The sequence below is a fragment of the Streptomyces sp. NPDC003023 genome, assembly GCF_042888225.1.
Classification (GTDB): Bacteria; Actinomycetota; Actinomycetes; order Streptomycetales; family Streptomycetaceae; genus Streptomyces.
In genome coordinates, this window is record NZ_JBIAPL010000004.1 from 325,434 (window position 1) to 342,111 (window position 16,678).

Annotated in this window: 17 protein-coding genes; 4 read left to right on the plus strand and 13 right to left on the minus strand. The window is 71.4% G+C overall.

Annotation, left to right across the window (positions count from 1 at the left end; translation table 11 throughout):
- Positions 1–215: 215 nt before the first annotated feature.
- Positions 216–3,698: a M28 family peptidase gene (locus ACFYV1_RS16625; RefSeq protein WP_389396447.1), complete on the plus strand. Its 3,483-nt coding sequence runs from the start codon at positions 216–218 to the stop codon at positions 3,696–3,698.
- 94 nt (positions 3,699–3,792) lie between these two features.
- On the opposite strand, the gene ACFYV1_RS16630 is transcribed toward ACFYV1_RS16625, so the two are convergent.
- From ACFYV1_RS16630 to ACFYV1_RS16650, 5 genes are all read right to left on the minus strand, one after another.
- Positions 3,793–4,560: a DUF72 domain-containing protein gene (locus tag ACFYV1_RS16630; RefSeq protein ID WP_389396184.1), complete on the minus strand. Its 768-nt coding sequence runs from the start codon at positions 4,558–4,560 to the stop codon at positions 3,793–3,795.
- A 183-nt stretch (positions 4,561–4,743) separates the two neighbouring features.
- Positions 4,744–5,013 carry a hypothetical protein gene (locus ACFYV1_RS16635; RefSeq protein WP_389396185.1) on the minus strand — a complete coding sequence of 90 codons (270 nt, stop codon included), beginning with the start codon at positions 5,011–5,013 and terminating at the stop codon, positions 4,744–4,746.
- Positions 5,014–5,105: 92 nt separating this feature from the next.
- Entirely contained in the window at positions 5,106–5,279 is a 174-nt protein-coding gene (locus ACFYV1_RS16640) for a hypothetical protein (RefSeq protein ID WP_389396186.1), read from the minus strand.
- A 34-nt stretch (positions 5,280–5,313) separates the two neighbouring features.
- Entirely contained in the window at positions 5,314–5,670 is a 357-nt protein-coding gene (locus ACFYV1_RS16645; RefSeq protein ID WP_389396187.1) for a PRC-barrel domain-containing protein, read from the minus strand.
- A gap of 245 nt (positions 5,671–5,915) precedes the next feature.
- Positions 5,916–7,250, minus strand: coding sequence for a PHB depolymerase family esterase (locus tag ACFYV1_RS16650; RefSeq protein ID WP_389396188.1), 1,335 nt, complete (start codon positions 7,248–7,250; stop codon positions 5,916–5,918).
- A 27-nt stretch (positions 7,251–7,277) separates the two neighbouring features.
- On the opposite strand from ACFYV1_RS16650, the gene ACFYV1_RS16655 reads away from it, so the two are divergent.
- Positions 7,278–8,555 carry a PucR family transcriptional regulator gene (locus ACFYV1_RS16655; RefSeq protein ID WP_389396189.1) on the plus strand — a complete coding sequence of 426 codons (1,278 nt, stop codon included), beginning with the start codon at positions 7,278–7,280 and terminating at the stop codon, positions 8,553–8,555.
- Positions 8,556–8,580: 25 nt separating this feature from the next.
- Here the strand turns inward: ACFYV1_RS16655 and ACFYV1_RS16660 are convergent, their stop codons facing one another.
- Positions 8,581–9,540 (minus strand): alpha/beta hydrolase, encoded by a 960-nt coding sequence (locus tag ACFYV1_RS16660; protein WP_389396190.1) that lies wholly within the window; start codon positions 9,538–9,540, stop codon positions 8,581–8,583.
- 392 nt (positions 9,541–9,932) lie between these two features.
- Between ACFYV1_RS16660 and ACFYV1_RS16665 the strand changes: the two genes are divergently transcribed.
- On the plus strand, positions 9,933–11,315 hold the full coding sequence (locus ACFYV1_RS16665) for an SGNH/GDSL hydrolase family protein (protein WP_389396191.1): 1,383 nt from the start codon (positions 9,933–9,935) through the stop codon (positions 11,313–11,315).
- A 33-nt stretch (positions 11,316–11,348) separates the two neighbouring features.
- Here the strand turns inward: ACFYV1_RS16665 and ACFYV1_RS16670 are convergent, their stop codons facing one another.
- Together ACFYV1_RS16670 and ACFYV1_RS16675 are read right to left on the minus strand one after the other, a co-directional pair.
- Positions 11,349–11,555 carry a DUF5988 family protein gene (locus tag ACFYV1_RS16670; RefSeq protein WP_389396192.1) on the minus strand — a complete coding sequence of 69 codons (207 nt, stop codon included), beginning with the start codon at positions 11,553–11,555 and terminating at the stop codon, positions 11,349–11,351.
- Positions 11,556–11,771: 216 nt separating this feature from the next.
- The gene (locus ACFYV1_RS16675) at positions 11,772–12,110 is read right to left on the minus strand and encodes a MerR family transcriptional regulator (RefSeq protein WP_389396193.1); all 339 of its coding nucleotides are present in this window, start codon (positions 12,108–12,110) and stop codon (positions 11,772–11,774) included.
- 266 nt (positions 12,111–12,376) lie between these two features.
- Between ACFYV1_RS16675 and ACFYV1_RS16680 the strand changes: the two genes are divergently transcribed.
- Positions 12,377–12,751: a hypothetical protein gene (locus tag ACFYV1_RS16680; protein ID WP_389396194.1), complete on the plus strand. Its 375-nt coding sequence runs from the start codon at positions 12,377–12,379 to the stop codon at positions 12,749–12,751.
- A gap of 97 nt (positions 12,752–12,848) precedes the next feature.
- Here the strand turns inward: ACFYV1_RS16680 and ACFYV1_RS16685 are convergent, their stop codons facing one another.
- The 5 genes from ACFYV1_RS16685 to ACFYV1_RS16705 form a co-directional block, all read right to left on the minus strand.
- Positions 12,849–13,157 (minus strand): SCO5918 family protein, encoded by a 309-nt coding sequence (locus tag ACFYV1_RS16685; protein WP_389396195.1) that lies wholly within the window; start codon positions 13,155–13,157, stop codon positions 12,849–12,851.
- A 41-nt stretch (positions 13,158–13,198) separates the two neighbouring features.
- Complete coding sequence (locus tag ACFYV1_RS16690; protein WP_389396196.1) at positions 13,199–13,597, minus strand: CBS domain-containing protein; 399 nt, start codon at positions 13,595–13,597, stop codon at positions 13,199–13,201.
- 58 nt (positions 13,598–13,655) lie between these two features.
- Positions 13,656–15,167 carry a DEAD/DEAH box helicase gene (locus tag ACFYV1_RS16695; protein WP_389396197.1) on the minus strand — a complete coding sequence of 504 codons (1,512 nt, stop codon included), beginning with the start codon at positions 15,165–15,167 and terminating at the stop codon, positions 13,656–13,658.
- A gap of 338 nt (positions 15,168–15,505) precedes the next feature.
- Entirely contained in the window at positions 15,506–15,709 is a 204-nt protein-coding gene (locus ACFYV1_RS16700; protein ID WP_073966507.1) for a cold-shock protein, read from the minus strand.
- A 400-nt stretch (positions 15,710–16,109) separates the two neighbouring features.
- Complete coding sequence (locus ACFYV1_RS16705; RefSeq protein ID WP_389396198.1) at positions 16,110–16,658, minus strand: GNAT family N-acetyltransferase; 549 nt, start codon at positions 16,656–16,658, stop codon at positions 16,110–16,112.
- Positions 16,659–16,678: the final 20 nt, after the last annotated feature.

Here is a 16,678-nt window from a genome sequence, read left to right on the forward strand (position 1 = left end):
AACTCCGTTGACCGCTCGGGTGGCTGGTGTGAGTCTTCTCGCCGCCCAGGCATGAGCATGACGCTTTTTCGTCGGTCCCGAAACCTCCCCACTCGTGGCCGGCGCCGCCGAGCAGTGCTCATGACCTGGGTGTCGCGACGTCATCGCCGTCGCGACCACACCCCCACCCTCAAGGAGCACTGGTGAACCGAAGACTCGCCGTGGCCGGCCTCTCCATGGCCGTGGCCCTGGGGACAGTGGCACTGCCCGCTGTCTCCGCCGCTCAGGCGGCGCCACCGACCGCCACCCGGGCGGAGCCGAAGCCGAAGCCCGTCGACCGTGCGATCGCCGCCGCCGACAAGGCCGCTTCCAGCGGCTTCGACGCCCTCGCCAAGGGTCCTGACGAGCAGTACGACCGCCGGATGGTCACCCCCTGGCTCAAGGGGCTGTACTCGATCGCGTACGAGCGGACCTACCGCGGTCTGCCCGTCGTCGGCGGTGACGCCGTGGTCCTCGCGGACGGCAACGGCAAGGTCCGTGCCGCGCGTTCCGCGGCCGACATCCGGATATCCGTCGGCACCACGCCCAAGGTCGCCGCGGCCGCGGCGGAGCGGACCAGCCGCGCCGAGCCGGCGAAGGCCGACAAGACCGAGTCCCAGCGCCTGGTCGTGAAGGTCCAGGACGGCAAGGCCCGTCTGGCCTGGGAGACCGTCGTCACCGGCTCCACCGCCGAGCAGCGCCCCACCCGGCTGCACGTCTTCGTCGACGCCCGCACCGGCAAGGTCCTCGACTCGTACGACGACGTCCGTGCCGGCAGCGGCCACAGCGAGTGGAACGGCCCGAGCCCGCTGTCCATCGACACCAGCCAGTCCAGCGGCAGTTACCGGCTCAGTGACCCGACCCGGCCCGGCCTCAGCTGCGCCGACTACAGCACCGGCTCCGTCTTCAGCGGCTCCGACGACAGCTGGGGCAACGGCGACGCGAGCAGCAAGGAGACCGGCTGCGTCGACGTCATGTACGGCGCGCAGAAGCAGTGGGACATGCTCGCCGACTGGCTCGGGCGCGACGGCCACGACGGCAACGGCGGCAGCTGGCCCACCAAGGTCGGCCTGAACCAGGTCAACGCCTACTGGAACGGCTCCAGCGTCGCCATCGGCCACAACCAGGCCAACGAGTGGATCGCGGCCATGGACGTGACCGCCCACGAGTACGGGCACGGCATCGATCAGTTCACCCCGGGCGGCGCCAACAACGAGGCCGGCCTCGGCGAGGCCACCGGCGACATCTTCGGCGCGCTGACCGAGGCGTACGCCAACCAGCCCGCGCCGTACGACACCCCCGGTGACTACAAGGTCGGCGAGATGATCGACCTCAGCGGCAGCGGGCCGATCCGCATCATGTACGACCCGTCCGAGCTGAACGACCCCAACTGCTACTCGTCCTCGATCCCCGACACCGAGGTGCACGCGGCTGCGGGACCGATGAACCACTGGTTCTACCTGCTCGCGGAGGGCACCAACCCCGGAGACGGCAAGCCCACCAGCCCCACCTGCAACAACAGCACGCTCACGGGCGTCGGCATCCAGAACGCCGGCAAGATCTTCTACGGCGGCATGCTGCTCAAGACCAGTGGCATGACCCACAAGCGCTACCGCACCGCGACGCTGACCGCCGCCAAGAACCTCGACTCCACCTGCAACCTGTTCAACAGGACCAAGGCCGCCTGGGACGCGATCAGCGTGCCCGCCCAGTCCGGCGACCCGACCTGCACCGGCACCCCGGCCGCCGACTTCTCCATGGCGCTCAGCCCGTCCTCGGGCAGCGTGCAGCCCGGCTCGTCGGCCACGGCGACGGTCTCGACGAGTGTCACCAGCGGCAGCGCGCAGTCCGTGGCACTCTCCGCGACCGGCGCGCCGGCCGGCGTCTCGGTCTCCTTCAGCCCGTCGTCCGTGACCGCGGGCAACAGCGCCACCATGACGGTGTCCACCACCGCCTCCGCTGCGCCCGGGACGTACACCCTCACGGTCAAGGGCGACGGCACCCAGGCCGACCACACGGCGCAGTACACGCTGACCGTCGGCGGGGGCGGCACCCCCGGCGCCCCGGACATCGACGTGGCCAAGGTCAAGGCGCATCTGACCGAGTTCCAGGCCATCGCCGACCGCAACGGCGGCAACCGCGGGGCGACCGGCACCGGTTACGACCAGTCGGTGGCCTATGTGAAGGGCAAGCTGCAGGCGGCCGGTTACACGGTCACCGAGCAGGCCTGCACCTCCGGCTGCACCAGCGGCGCGGGTGTGAACCTGATCGCTGAATGGCCGAAGGGCGACGCCAGCAAGGTCTACATGTTCGGCGCCCACCTGGACAGCGTCTCCTCCGGACCCGGCATGAACGACAACGCGTCCGGCTCCGCGGCGCTGCTGGAGACGGCGCTGGCGCTCGCGCAGCAGAACCCGACCATGCTGAACCGGGTCCGCTTCGGCTGGTGGACGGACGAGGAGCAGGGCCTCAACGGCTCCGACTTCTACGTGCGTTCGCTGACCTCGACGCAGCGCTCCGCGATCAAGGCGTACTACAACTTCGACATGGTCGCCTCCACCAACGGCGGCTACTTCATCAACCACATCACGTCGGCCGCCGCGGCGCCGATGAAGGAGTACTGGGACTCGCTGAACCTGGCGCCGGAGGAGAACACCGAGGGCGCGGGCCGCAGCGACGACTACTCCTTCGAGCAGTACTCCATCCCGACCTCCGGCTACGCGATGGGCGCGAGCGCCCGCAAGACGTCGGCCCAGGCCTCGAAGTGGGGCGGCACGGCGGGCAGCGCGTACGACCCGTGCTACCACTCCTCCTGCGACACCATCAACAACATCAACACCACCGGTCTCAACCGCGCCTCCGACGGCATCGCCCACACCCTGTGGAAGCAGGCGGTCGGCACCGAGGCCCCCGTCAACGACTTCTCCCTCGGGGTCGCGCCCACCTCGGGCAGTGTCGCGCCCGGCTCCTCCGCGACGGCGACCGTCTCCACCGCCACCACCAACGGCACCGCCCAGACGGTCCAGTTGACCGCGGCCAACGCCCCGGCCGGCGTCTCGGTGACCTTCACCCCGACGTCCGTCACCTCGGGCAACAGCTCCACCATGAAGGTCGTCACCACCACGTCGACGGCACCGGGCACCTACACGCTCACCGTCACCGGTACCGGCACCTCGGCCACCCACACCACGACGTACACGCTCACCGTGACCGGCGGGGACGGCGGGTGCGACACCGCTCAGAAGATCGTCAACGGCGGTTTCGAGAGCGGCACCTCGCCGTGGACGGGTGACACCCACACCATCGGCGCCCACAGCAGCCAGACACCGCGCACCGGCACCCGGTTCGCATGGCTGGTCGGCTACGGCAGCAGCAAGACGGAGACGATCAACCAGTCGGTGACCGTCCCGAAGGGCTGCACCAAGGCCACGCTCGACTACTACCTGCACATCAACACGGACGAGTCCGGCTCCACCGCCTATGACGTCTTCCGGGTGCAGGTCAACGGCACCACGCTCGCGACCAAGTCCAACGTGAACGCGGCGAGCGGTTACGTCAAGCAGTCCGTGGACCTGACCTCGTACGCCGGACAGCAGGTCACGCTGACCTTCACGGCAACCGAGGACTCGTACCTGCAGACCAGCTTCGTCATCGACGACGTGACGCTGCAGGGCAGCTGACCGAAGGCCCCGCCGCGGCAGCCGGCCGTGGCGGGGCCACCTGACGCGGGGCCCGGACCGGGGGCGGTCCGGGCCCCGCCCGTGCGACCACGGGTCATGAGGACGCGGGGGTGCGGCTCACGGTCCGGCCCAGCGTTTCGGCGGCCCCCGCGAACCGCGCGGCGTCCAGGACGGCCGCCCCTCCGTGATCGTTGTTGAAGTAGACGTACACGTCGGCCTCGTCCGGCCACGCGTCGGCGATGCGCCAGGCCCAGGACCGCAGCGCCTGCCGGCCGTAGCGCGGCGACGGCCGGGCGAGGCCGGCGTGGAGCCGCACATAGCCCCAGGACGCCGTCCTCCACAGCGGAGTCACCGGCCGGGACCCCCGGTCCGCCCAGCACAGGGCGCTGCCGTGCCGATCCAGCACGGTGCGGAGCCGGGCCCCGGCCGCCCACCACGAGGCGTGGCGCAGTTCGACGGCCACGCGGACCGTGCGGGGAAAGCACCCCAGACAGGCGTCGAGCGCGTCGGTGTCCGCCTGGAAGTTCGGCGGCAGTTGCAGCAGCACCGGCCCCATCCGGTCGCCGAGGCCCGAGGCGCGGTCCAGGAGCCGGTGCACCGGCTCGGCCGGGTCCCGCAGACGCTTGATGTGCGTCAGGTAGCGGCCGGCCTTGACCGCCATGACGAAACCGTCCGGCGTCCGCTCCCGCCACGACGTGAAGATCTCCGCGGTGGGCAGCCGGTAGAAGGCGTTGTTGTTCTCCACCGTGGCGAACTGCCGGGCGTACTCCTCCAGCCACAGCCGCTGCGGAAGGCCGGCCGGGTAGAGCGGACCGCGCCAGTCCTTGTACTGCCATCCGGAGGTACCGACCAACATGGGCATGGGCGATCCCTGCCCGTGCCGCACGCCGGCGTACCGCCTGCGGAGGCCGCGACGCCCGGTCGCCGAGCCGCCGCGTCGCCGAGCCGCCGCGACGTCCGGTCGCCGAGCCGCCGCGTCGCCGAGCCGCCGCGTCGCCGAGCCGTCCTGTCCCTTCGCCGGCCGATGCGCTGTCCTGCGCCGGGTTCAGCCGCGCCCTTCCTCCTCGGCCTCCATGTGGCGCAGGCCCTCATGCGTCAGCGTGACCGTCGCGGGTGTGCTGTGCGACGTCCAGTCGACCTCGATCAGCCCTTCCTCGGCCAGGTACGTGCACGCGGCCGTCAGGTCCCTTTCGGGCACCCCGAGGCTGTCCCGGAGTTCGGCCCCGTTCACACCCGGTCGGTTGCGCTCCTCGGCGTCGTACAGCGCCTTCATGATCGCCATGCGGTAGGTCTGCCGCTCGCGCAGTGTCGTCATGGTTCCGGCTCTCGGTGGCAGTCTGCGTGCGGAATATCCCGATTACTCCAGGCTACTCCGGGCCTCCGGCGCCGGTGACGTCCCGCGACCGGTCATCGCACAGGGCGTCGCCGGGCACGCCGCCCGGTTCGCACGGCCATGAAGGCCACATCGGCGACGAGAACCACGATGCCGATGATCAGCAGGTGGAACAGGCCCTCGACCACCGCGCCGATGAGACCCAGGACGATGGCCGCGAGAAGCAGGAACAGAAAGATCGCCGTCATGGGGGGACACCTCCTCCGACGTGCCGTGCGGCCTTCAGCGGCGGGCGAGCAGGCGTTCGCCGCCCGGGCCCGGCCGGTAGGCCAGCTCGTAGTGCTTGAAGATCGCTTCCTCCTCGTCGGCGGGCAGGATGTCGTCCATACCGATGGACGGAGCGTCCTTCACCAGCCCCTTGGCGTACGCCACCTTCACGTAGCCCGGTCCCAGGATCGTCTCGTCGAGCGGCACGAAGACGAGACGCTGCCGGGTGGGCAGGCCGGTGCGGACGGTCGCCATGGCCGGCAGGTCGGTGGCGGTGTCCACGTACACCGCCTCCAGCGTGCCGATCTTGCGCCCCTTGTCGTCGACGACGTCGTGGTCACGCCACTCACGGATGTCGGCCGCGTGGATCATGCCTTGCTCCCTGGAGCGTGCGGGTGTGGTGCCACGGCCACGGCGACGGCGCGCCGAGGCTGCCCTTCCGGGTCGCCGCACCTGAGGGTGCCGGACCCATCCATAATGGTATGACCTGTGCGATTGCATGCCACAACGGGACACGCCTGGGGCGGCGCCGGCCTCGGAGCGGCGCCGGGACGTGGGGCCGGGGCAGGGCGGGGCGTGCCGGGTCCGGGAGGTGGTCCGCCGGACCCGGCGCGCCGTCAGGCGGTGGAGCAGGCGGCCCCGTTCAGTGCGAAGGCGGCCGGCCTGCCGGTGTCACCGGTGTGGCTCGCCTGGAGTCCGATCCGCGTACTGGCTCCGGCGGCGAGCGTGGAGTTGTACGAGACGCTCCTCGCGGTCACGGCACCGCTGCTCGGGCTGTAACTCGCGCCCCATCCGGAGGTGATGGTCTGGCCGGCGGGCAGGGTGAAGGTCAGCGACCAGTCGCTGACGGGAGCCGTGCCGGTGTTGGTGACGGTGATGCTCGCGGTCAGCCCGGTGTTCCAGGCGTTGGTCGACCAGTCCACCCGGCAGGCGCCCGGTGCCGGGTCGGGGTCCGGGTCGGGGTCGGGCGGCGTGGTGGTGCCGTCCAGGCCGAAGAACGCTATGGCCCTGGCCGCCATGCCCGCGCTCGGCAGGGTGTGGCCCACGCCCTGGACGCTGATGGCCTCCACCGGAGCCTGACCGTCCGCGGCGCCGTAGCGGGTCCGGGTCCAGCCGGCCTGCGGCGTGTCGGTGTACGACGGGTTCCGGCTCACACCGTGCACGTCGGTCCACTGGTCGATCTGCTCACCGAAGTTCGGGTAGCGCAGGGTGCTGTCCTCGGTGCCGTGCCATATCTGCATCCGGGGCCGTGCACCGCTGTGACCGGGGTACGCGGCACGGACGAGGTCGCCCCACGCCTTGGGAGTCCTGTCGACGGTGCCGTTCGCGCAGGCGCTGTTCCAGCCGGAGCCGTCGGTGGTGGCGAAGCAGGAGTGCGGCACGCCCATGAAGGCCGCGCCCGCCTTGAACACGTCCGGGTAGTTGCCCAGCAGCACGTTGGTCATCATGGCGCCGGAGGAGGCGCCGGTGACGTGGACGCGGCCGGGGTCGGCGCCGTAACGCTGCAGGACCCAGCCGACCATGGACCTGATGCCCACCGGATCGCTGCCGCCGTCACGCCGGAGGGCCTGCGGCGAGGAGACGTCGAAGCAGTTGCCGCTCCTGGTCGCCGACGGGTAGACGACGATGAATCCGTGCCGGTCGGCGAGCGAGGCGAACTCCGTGCCCGAGTGGAAGGCCGGCCCGGAGCCGGTGCAGTAGTGCACCGCCACCAGCACCGCCGGCCGTTGCCGGACGTTGTCGGGCACGTAAAGGTGCATCCGCAGGTTGCTCGGGTTGCTGCCGAAGCCGGTCACCTCCGTGAGCGTGGCCGCCGACGCCGGGGGCGCGGCGGCGAAGAGGAGCAGTGCCGACAGCAGCGGCAGAACACCCCCCAGCAGTGCGGTCAGCAGTGCCCGCGCCGACCGCCCCGGGGCTGCCGGCGTGCGTGGGTGCATGGATCTGTCGGTCATGTACCTGTCCTTCCTAGACTGCCTGCCGTGAAGGGACTGCTGCTGCGGCTGTCCGCGCTGGACGCGGACGCCGCCACCGCCGTACGGGTCATCGCGCACTTCGAGGCGCTGCTCGGCGGCGGGCTCGATCCGGCGTCCCTGGCCAGGTCCACCGCCGGTCTCGCCGGGTGCGCGGCGGGCCTGGAGCTGCCCGACGGCCGCTCGGCCCGGTTCGGACCGGACGGCACCGCGCTGCCGGGCGCGCCCGGCCACGTCTCCGGCCGGGTGGACCTGGACCCCGCCGGACGCGTCTGGCTGGAACGGCCCACGGCGCCGGGCCCGTTCGACGAACTCGTCCTCGAGTGGATGGCCATCACCGCACGGGTGCTCGCGGGCCGGCCCTGGCAGGCCCGGGTGCCGCGGGCGGCCGATCCGGTACTGGTCGAACTCGTGCTGTCCGGCCGGGAGAGCGCACCGGACCGAATCCGCGCGCTGCGGCTGCTGGGCCTGACCCCGGAACTGCCGCTGCGGGTGCTCGCGGTGGCCGGCCGGCCGGATGCCGACGCGGGACTGGAGGCGGTGGCGCTGCTGGGGCGCGGGGCCCTGCGGGGCACGGTCAGGGTGGCCCGGGTCGGCTCGCTGGGGGCGGTGCTGGTGCAGCGCCCGGCGAGTGAGACGGGGGGCGAGGTGGAGAGCGCGGCGGTCGGCGGGGCGGAGAGCGGCGCGGGGCGTGAGACCTCGACGGCTGCCGAACTGCGGGCGGCACTGCGCGAACGCGTACGCGAGCGGGGGGCCGTCAGAGGATCCACGCCCGTGCCCGTGCCCGTGCCTGTGCCGCCTGTGCCCGGGACACGGGTCGGCGTGGGCGGCCGTACGGACGCGCTGGACGCGCGGACGTCCTGGGCCGAGGCCCGGTCGGCCCTGCGGTTCGCGGTGACGAACACCCCGGAGGAGGCCGTGGCCGACCACGACGAACTCGGTCCCGTGGCACTGCTGGCGGACATCCCGGTGGAGCGGTTGCGGGCCCAGGCGGACGTGCGGAGGCTGCGGAAGCTGGCGGGCGGTGGGCAGGGCGGTGAACTGCTGTCCGCTCTGGCCGCGTTCTGCCGTACGGGTTCCCTGCGGCAGGCCGCCGCCGAACTCCATCTGCACCACAGCTCGGTGGCCGCGCGTCTCGCACACGTCGAGAGGGAACTCGGCCGTCGGCTGCGCGACCCGCAGGACCGGTTCCAGGTCCAGCTCGCCCTGTACGCGATGCGACTGGCCGACGACGCTGACGATTCCCGCGTCCCCGGTGCCGACGACGACGTCCCGGCGGGACGTTGAGCGTTCACCGTCCACCGCTCACCGCTCACTGTCGTAGCGCGTCGCGCAGCACCGCGACGGCCTCCGCCGTCGCACCCCGTATGACGGCGGCGTGCTCCACCGCCCACGCCCCGTGGAAGGTGCCGGGAAGCAGCCGCAGTCGCGCGGGCACCCCGGCGGCCTGAAGGGCTCGGGCGTAGTCGACGCCCTCGTCGCGCAGGGGGTCGAACTCCATCACGGAGACGTACGCGGGCGGCAGCCCGGCGAGGGCGGCGGCCCCGGCACGGGCGGGCGCGGCGTACGGGGAGACGCCGGGAGTGCCCCGTAGCCCGTGGCCCAGATACGCGTCCCAGCTGAGGCAGGCGTTTCGCCTGTTCCACACGGGGGTGTCGGTGAACCGCCGGGCGCTCGGCGTCTCCAGCCGGTCGTCGAGTGCGGGGCTGCACAGGTGCTGGAAGCAGACCGCCGGGCCGCCTCGGTCACGGGCGAGCATGGTCAGCGCGGCGGCCATGCCCGCTCCGGCGCTGTCGCCCCACAGGGCGATCCGGTCCTGCCGGACGCCGTACCGGTCGGCGCGGTCCACCAGCCCGCGCAGTCCGGCGTAGCAGTCCTCCAGCGGAGCCGGGAAGGGATGCTCGGGCGCCAGCCGGTAGTCGACGGAGACGACCGGCGTCCCCAACTCCCGGCAGAGCAGCAGGTTCCAGTCGTGATCGACGTCCGGCGATCCCAGGACGAAGCCGCCGCCGTGGATGCAGTAGACGGCGGGCAGCGGTCCCGAGGGCGCGTCCTGCGGCCGGTACATCCGCAGCCGCACCTCGGGCGCGCCCTCCGGACCCGGGACACGGACCTCCTCGATGTCCACGCCGGCGGTGTCCGCCGCCTTGAGGGCCGCGACCAACTGCGCAGACTGCGCGGCCCGCGCGGCGGCCACATCGGTGATGTCCACCTCGGGCATCAGCACGAGTGCGGCGGCGAGTTCGGGGTCGTAGCGGTGACGCGAGAGCATGTTCCCTCTCCGGTGCTGCTCGGCGTACGGGGTGACCTCGCGGCCTCTTGGTGAGACGGTGTCACGAGCCCTTCCGGCAGGTCACCCGACGGATGTCGGGACCACGGCCTTCGCCGTCCGACACCTGTGCGTTTCCCATCGCCTCTTCTGCGCGACCGCCCCCGTCACCGGTGCTCCATCTCCCCTCCCACCAGCGAAAACGTATCGGCCAAGCGGCCCAACGACGCTCTTGACGCCTGTCCGACGGCTCTCTACGGTCTCCCCCGCCCGACCGCTGAGCCCTTCAGGCACCAACGGCACCAACGGCACCAACGGCACCAACGGCACCAACGGCTCCGACAGCTCCGTCCGCCGCGGCCGACGCCCATCCACCACGCTCCGAGGAGATCCGTATGAGAGCAAGAGCTGTATGGTCCGCCGTCGATGACCGCCGACGGCGGGCGAGCGGCGCCCTCGTGACCCTGCTGGCCGGGGTGCTGCTCCTGATCACGACGCAGTCCGCGCCTGCCGCACCTGCGGCACCTGCCGCGCCTGCCGTGCCGGCGGCGTCCGCGGCCCCTGTCGCCGCCGAGCAGACCCTCCCTACCTGGGCGGGTACTTGGGCCACCACACCCACCGCCGTACCGGCCTCCGACACCACAGCGTTCGAGAACCAGACCATCCGGCAGATCGTCCGCACCAGCATCGGCGGCGACCAGGTGCGCGTCCGCCTGTCGAACGAGTTCGGTGACCGTCCCCTGGTCGTCGGCGAGGCCCGAGTGGCCCTCCGCGCCGACGGCGGACCGGCCTCCGGCATCGACCCGCGCACCGACCGGCCGCTCACCTTCGGCGGCCGCGGCTCCGTGACCGTCCCCGCGGGCGCGCCTGCCCTCAGCGATCCCGTCGACCTGCTCGTACCCGCAGGTTCCCACCTCGTGGTGAGCATCCACCTGCCCCTGCGAACACCGGGCTCGACGGTCCACGCGTTCGCCTTCCGGCACAACTTCGTGGCCTCCGGCAATGTCACCGGGCAGACCGACATCGACCCGACGGCGACGATCGACCGGTGGTACTTCCTGACCGGCGTGAGCGTGAACTCCGGTGCGCACGGCAGCCGCTCCCATGCCGTCGTCACGCTCGGCGACTCCATCACGGACGGCTCCCGCACCAAGGTGAACGCCGACCACCGCTGGCCCGACTTCCTCCAGAGGCGTCTGGAGGCCGCCCCCGGGCCGTACACCACGGGCGTCCTCAACCAGGGCATCGCCGGCAACCGGCTCCTCCACGACCCCAACCCGCCGGCCGGGTCCGCCGCCGAGAAGTTCGCCGCGTACTTCGGTCAGAGCGCACTGCGTCGCTTCGATCGCGACGTCGCCTCCCAGCCCGGGGCGGAGCACGTCATCGTGCTCCTCGGCGTGAACGACCTCGGCCATCCCGGCAATCTCGCCCCGGAGTCGGAGCGGGTCACGGCGGAGGACATCATCAACGCGCACCGGCAGCTCATCGCCCGTGCCCACGACCGCGGTCTGAAGGTCCACGGCGGGACGATCCTGCCGTTCAAGAACGACACCCTCGGCTTCTACAGCCCGCGCAACGAGGCCGCACGCCAGGCCGTCAACCACTGGATCCGCACGAGCGGCGAGTACGACGGTGTCATCGACTTCGACCGTGCCCTGCGCGACCCGTCCGACCCGCAGCGACTGCAGCCGCGCTACGACAGCGGCGACCACCTCCACCCCAACGACGCCGGATCGCAGGCCCTGGCCGACACCGTCCCGCTGCACCTGCTGCGCTGATCCCGGCGGCCCCGGCCCCGGTGGTGGGGGCGCTCAGCCCGGCAGTTCCGTGCGCTCCCACCACTCGTAGACGGGCAGCGCGCCCTCTGCCGTCTCCTGACGGCGCTTCGTCGCCCTGAAGTGCTCGTACCCGCCGCGGAACGGGACCTTGACGTCGGCACCGGGCGTGGTGAGGGTGACGATCCGCTCGGGGAGATCGTCGGGGCCGCCCTCCAGGGCTGCTTTCGTCGCGTGGTTCATGACGGAAGTCTCCCCGTAGCGGCGGACGGGTCCTTCGTGACGCGCCGGGGATGCGCCCGGCTGCCGGAGCGCGGGCCGTCGAGGCGGTCAAAGGCGAGGGTGGGTGCGGGGCGGCGACGAGGTGCTCCGGTGCCCGGGTATTTTGTCTGCCCCCGACGGGTTCCTCGGCGGGAATCGCCAGGCGGAATCGCCAGGCGGAGTCGTCGGTGGCAGTCGTCAGGAGGAGTCGTCGTGCTTCTCGGCCGCGGCGCGGCGGAACTCCGCGTTGATGCGCTGGGCCTCCTCGAGCTGGTCCTCGAGGATGACGATGCGGCAGGCGGCCTCGACCGGTGTGCCCTGATCGACGAGTTCGCGGGCGCGGGCGGCGATCCGCAGCTGGTAGCGGGAGTACCGTCGGTGCCCGCCTTCCGAGCGGAGCGGGGTGATCAGGCGGGCCTCACCGATGGCGCGGAGGAAGCCGGGTGTGGTGCCGAGCATCTCGGCCGCCCGCCCCATGGTGTACGCAGGGTAGTCGTCGTCGTCCAGACGGCCACTGAGCGGAGAGTCTGCTGTCATTTTCACCTCGTAGTGCAACGCGTCGAGGGGCCCTGGCACCGTACGGCACCAGGGCCCCGAAGGATTCAACACCATCTGTCGGCCCTGTCGCTGCGCCGACGTTCCGTTCGCCGTGCTCCTGCGGGTGTTCATCCGTGATCCTCGAGCACGGGCACGGGCCCCGACGCACGGCAGGTTCCGGGGCGGCGCGGAAACGCCGACACGTCCGTCGTCGCCTCCGGCGGACCCGTCCCGGCCGTCCCCGACCGGTGAATAGAATCGGTCCCATGTCGAAGACCGACGAACTGCTCGTCGACATCGCCGCCATGGTGGAGTCCGAGCAGAGCAATCAGATGTCCCTGACTGTGGTCACCGGCGGTGCCGTAATCACCGGGCGGCTGGCTCCGGAAGCCGCGTGGCGGCAGCGTGTGTCGGAGGTGCTGCGGGACTCGGACCGCCTCGGCCCGTTCTCCGACGTCTTCACCACCGACCGGGCGCAGGGCCGGTCCCGCAGCGGCGAACCGCCCACGCATCTGCACTTCCACGTCGCCCGCATCCTTCAGGGCACCATCGGAATCCCCGAGACGGGCGGGATGTACCGCGTCGCGATCAAGGACGTCAGCGCCTGGACGGTCGGCGACTTCAGCTACTCGGACCACTGACCCGCCTGCGGGGCGGCATACGACGAGAGCCCGGCCGGCATCTGCCGGTCGGGCCCTTGTCGCTGCTCCGGTGCGGGTTCTCGGCCGGCTGGTCCGGCTACACCGGCGAGCCGGCGCCGAGCTCTGCCGCAGCCTTCTCCAACGGCGTGAGGACGGGCGCGGGCGCGGCTTCCTGCCGGGCGCAGCAGGTGAAGCCGAGGCGGGTCATGGCCCTGGTGACCTCACCGGCGGTGAAGTCACGCCGGTCCTGCCGGGTGATGACCTCGCCCACCTGCTTGACGGGGTAGTGGCGGCGTCCGATGATCACGGACTCGCCCACGACGGGCTCCGGCTTGATCCCCTTCATCGACTCCAGCACTCCGCTTTTGGTCAGGTCGAAGGGGAAACGGGCGATGACGCAGCGCATGGTGCCTCACAGGTGGTGGGAAGTTTCGGCGGGGGAGCGGATCAGTGCGAGAGGGCGAGCACGCCCACCGCGCAGCCGTACTCGTCGACGACGGGCAGGGCCGCGAGCTGCCTGTGCAGCATCGAGCGCTCCGCTTCGACCATGGTGGTCACGGGGGAGGCGAACGGCCCGCCGTCGCCGGCGATGTCCCGCAGGCGGATCCGATCCGTGTAGGCGCGACCGTCGCGGACGGCGGTGAGCCGCGCCCTGGTGACCAGGTCGCTGTACCGGCCGTCCACGTCACAGACGAGCAGGTGCCCGACCCGGGCACTTGTCATTACGGACAAGGCCACTTCCACGGTCATGTCGTCCCAGACCTGCGGTCCGGGCGCGTCCATGGCGTCGACCACCGTCCGGGGGACGGGGCAGGCCGGGCGCGGCTTCGTCTGAACCGGCGTCAAAATGCCTCCTGCGGAGATGGGCCGGGTGCTCCGGTCACGAGGGTTCACGGGACAGAACTCAGGCCGCCGCGTCGACGGCCGGCCCCCGCCGGCCCGTGCGGCGCGCCGCCTGGCCGGTCCGGCGCTCGCCGTTGCGGCTGCGCCGCCCGCGGGAGGCGGAGGCGCCGCGCTTGGCGCGCTCGACGACGGGCGCCGCGATGACGACCGGGACGCCGGTCGGGGTCTGCGCGCCGGTGATACGGCTCAGTTCGGACTCGCCCGAGCGGACCTGCGTGGTCTGCGGGCGGATCCCGGCGTCCGCCATGAGGCGCACCATGTCGCGACGCTGGTTGGGCGTGACCAGGGTGACGACGAGGCCGGACTCCCCGGCGCGGGCCGTCCGGCCGCCCCGGTGGAGGTAGTCCTTGTGGTCACTGGGCGGGTCCACGTTGACCACCAGGTCGAGATTGTCGACGTGGATCCCGCGCGCCGCGACGTTGGTCGCCACCAGCACGGTCACATGGCCGGTCTTGAACTGGGCGAGCGTACGCGTGCGCTGCGGCTGCGACTTCCCACCGTGCAGCGCCGCGGCCCGTACACCGCTGTTCAGCAGGTGCTTGGTGAGCTGGTCGACGGCGTGCTTGGTGTCCAGGAACATGATCACCCGGCCCTCGCGCGCCGCGATCTCGGTCGTCGCCCGGTGTTTGTCCGCGCCGTGCACATGAAGCACGTGGTGCTCCATCGTGGTGACCGCGCCCGCGGACGGGTCGACGGAATGGACCACCGGGTCGGTCAGGTAGCGGCGCACCAGGAGATCGACGTTGCGGTCCAGCGTCGCCGAGAACAGCATTCGCTGCCCCTTGGGACGGACCTGGTCCAGCAGCGCGGTGACCTGCGGCATGAAGCCCATGTCGGCCATCTGGTCGGCCTCGTCCAGGACGGTGATGCCGACCTGGTCCAGGCGGCAGTCGCCCCGGTCGATCAGGTCCTTCAGCCGGCCCGGCGTCGCGACGACGACCTCCGCGCCGGAACGCAGCGCACCGGCCTGCCTGCCGATCGACATCCCGCCGACCACCGTGGCCAACCGCAGCCGCACGGAGCGGGCGTACGGAGTGAGCGCCTCGGTGACCTGCTGTGCCAGTTCCCGGGTGGGCACCAGAACCAGGGCCAGCGGCTGCCGCGGCTCGGCCCGCGCGCCGGCCGTACGGGCGAGCAGCGCGAGGCCGAAGGCGAGGGTCTTTCCGGATCCGGTGCGTCCACGGCCCAGTACGTCGCGCCCGGCGAGGGAGTTGGGGAGGGTCGCCGCCTGGATCGGGAAGGGTACGGTCACGCCTTCGCCGGCGAGCGCGGCCAGCAACTGCCCGGGCATGTCGAGATCGGCGAACGCCTCGACGGCGGGGAGCGCGGGAGTGACGGACACGGGGAGGGCGAACTCGCCCTGCGGCGCGGCGGGACGGCGTCCGTAGCCGCCGATGCGTTTCGGGGCTCCGGAGCGGCCGGAAGCCGAGGCGCCCGGACGACCGCCCCTCGTGGAGTTGAAACCGCCGTCGCGGGTACGGGTGAAACGGTCGTTCTTACGTGTGCGGTTCATGCAGAACCTTCCTTGGATCGGCACGTATCAAGGAATTTCTCCGGCAGTGAGCGGCGCAGAGAATCGCAAGAACGAGCCGTGAAAAAATGCGAAAGCGAATTCGACCGGCGGATGACTCTCGCGGGTCGAGAGGCTGGAACGGGAGGCGCGATCCGGATCGGAAAGGCCAGGGTCGACGGCGCGGAGGCTCCGGCGGATCTGCGTCGGGGCCGGCGGTGGAACATTCGTCCAGTGGCGGGGCCGCGGAGCGCGAGACGGCGGCGCTGCCCCGGAAATGCAACGAGCCGGGGCCCGCACCCCAAGGTGCGGGCCCCAGCTGTCGAATGCGCGTGTGAGCGTCAGACGGAGACGATGTTCTCGGCCGTCGGGCCCTTCTGGCCCTGCGCGATGTCGAAGCTCACCTTCTGGCCTTCCTGCAGCTCGCGGAAGCCCTGGGAGGCGATGTTCGAGTAGTGGGCGAACACGTCGGCGCCGCCACCGTCCTGCTCGATGAAGCCGAAACCCTTTTCCGCGTTGAACCACTTCACGGTGCCAGTAGCCATGTCATATCTCCTTCGGGGCAGTGCCCGGAGTCCGCACTGTGCCGACTCCGTGTCGCCGCGATGATTGCCCCGCCCGGAAACTGCCGGAAATACAAAAGGACTCTCATCGGCCTGGAGGGCCGGTGAGGGAACTTGGAATTTTGGGAACCACAACTGCAACTGAGATCGACAGTAGCACGGCACGATCGACTCGTGCGGGTCAATTGGCCTGGTCCGCCGGTCGCGCGAGAAACCCTCATTGCGCGTCGCGCCGATTTCTCACTTCACCAACACAGATATTGGTTTGCCCGGAGCACAGCGTTTGCTCGGAGGCCGCTGCGCGAGCAGGGACGCGGCGTCCTCCGGCCGGGAAGGCTCCCGCTTCCGGCGGTGTGAGCCAAGGCACAGGACGTCTTTTCCCCTACGGCATCGGGATCTCGAAGTGCACGGTGCCGACGCCGCAGCCGTGCTCGCCCGTGGTGCGCGCGTCGAAGATCTCCTTGGCCATACCGCGCCAGAAGGCTTCGGCGCCCTCCACGTCGACATTGGTGTGCAGGTAGATGCTGTCGTATCCAGGCGTGTTGGCGACGAACTCACATGCCTGGCGCACCAGCGTCCGCGCCAGGCCGTGCCGCCGGTGCTCCTGCCGTACGTAGACCCGTACGAGCTGCGCCGTGGAACCCGAGGGGTAGCGCTCCGCCAGCCACCGAGGATGCGGCGGGTGTGCCGGACCCGACGAACGTACGCCCGTCGTGGCCACCACTTCGCCGTCGCGCTCGGCGACCAGCAGCAGGTGGCGGGGGTCGTCGAGATAGGTGGCCTCGAGGGCGACGACGTCGCGGTGCCATTCGGGAACGTAGCCGTACCCGAAGTCGCGGTAGAAGGTGTCGAGCATGAGTCGGCGGGCGCCCTCCGCGTCGGCCGCGGTGGCGGGGCGCAGGGTGTAGGACGGGTGTGCGGGGCGGATCATGGGGGGCTCCTGTGGGCAGC

Coding starts and splice junctions, on each gene's coding strand:
- ACFYV1_RS16660 (WP_389396190.1), bottom strand. CDS start 9,540: ATGCTCTCGCGTCACCGCTACGACCCCGAACTCGCCGCCGCACTCGTG.
- ACFYV1_RS16650 (WP_389396188.1), bottom strand. CDS start 7,250: ATGACCGACAGATCCATGCACCCACGCACGCCGGCAGCCCCGGGGCGG.
- ACFYV1_RS16640 (WP_389396186.1), bottom strand. CDS start 5,279: ATGACGGCGATCTTTCTGTTCCTGCTTCTCGCGGCCATCGTCCTGGGT.
- ACFYV1_RS16635 (WP_389396185.1), bottom strand. CDS start 5,013: ATGACGACACTGCGCGAGCGGCAGACCTACCGCATGGCGATCATGAAG.
- ACFYV1_RS16665 (WP_389396191.1), top strand. CDS start 9,933: ATGAGAGCAAGAGCTGTATGGTCCGCCGTCGATGACCGCCGACGGCGG.
- ACFYV1_RS16625 (WP_389396447.1), top strand. CDS start 216: ATGGCCGTGGCCCTGGGGACAGTGGCACTGCCCGCTGTCTCCGCCGCT.
- ACFYV1_RS16685 (WP_389396195.1), bottom strand. CDS start 13,157: ATGCGCTGCGTCATCGCCCGTTTCCCCTTCGACCTGACCAAAAGCGGA.
- ACFYV1_RS16630 (WP_389396184.1), bottom strand. CDS start 4,560: ATGCCCATGTTGGTCGGTACCTCCGGATGGCAGTACAAGGACTGGCGC.
- ACFYV1_RS16670 (WP_389396192.1), bottom strand. CDS start 11,555: ATGAACCACGCGACGAAAGCAGCCCTGGAGGGCGGCCCCGACGATCTC.
- ACFYV1_RS16705 (WP_389396198.1), bottom strand. CDS start 16,658: ATGATCCGCCCCGCACACCCGTCCTACACCCTGCGCCCCGCCACCGCG.
- ACFYV1_RS16645 (WP_389396187.1), bottom strand. CDS start 5,670: ATGATCCACGCGGCCGACATCCGTGAGTGGCGTGACCACGACGTCGTC.
- ACFYV1_RS16695 (WP_389396197.1), bottom strand. CDS start 15,167: ATGAACCGCACACGTAAGAACGACCGTTTCACCCGTACCCGCGACGGC.
- ACFYV1_RS16680 (WP_389396194.1), top strand. CDS start 12,377: ATGTCGAAGACCGACGAACTGCTCGTCGACATCGCCGCCATGGTGGAG.
- ACFYV1_RS16675 (WP_389396193.1), bottom strand. CDS start 12,110: ATGACAGCAGACTCTCCGCTCAGTGGCCGTCTGGACGACGACGACTAC.
- ACFYV1_RS16700 (WP_073966507.1), bottom strand. CDS start 15,709: ATGGCTACTGGCACCGTGAAGTGGTTCAACGCGGAAAAGGGTTTCGGC.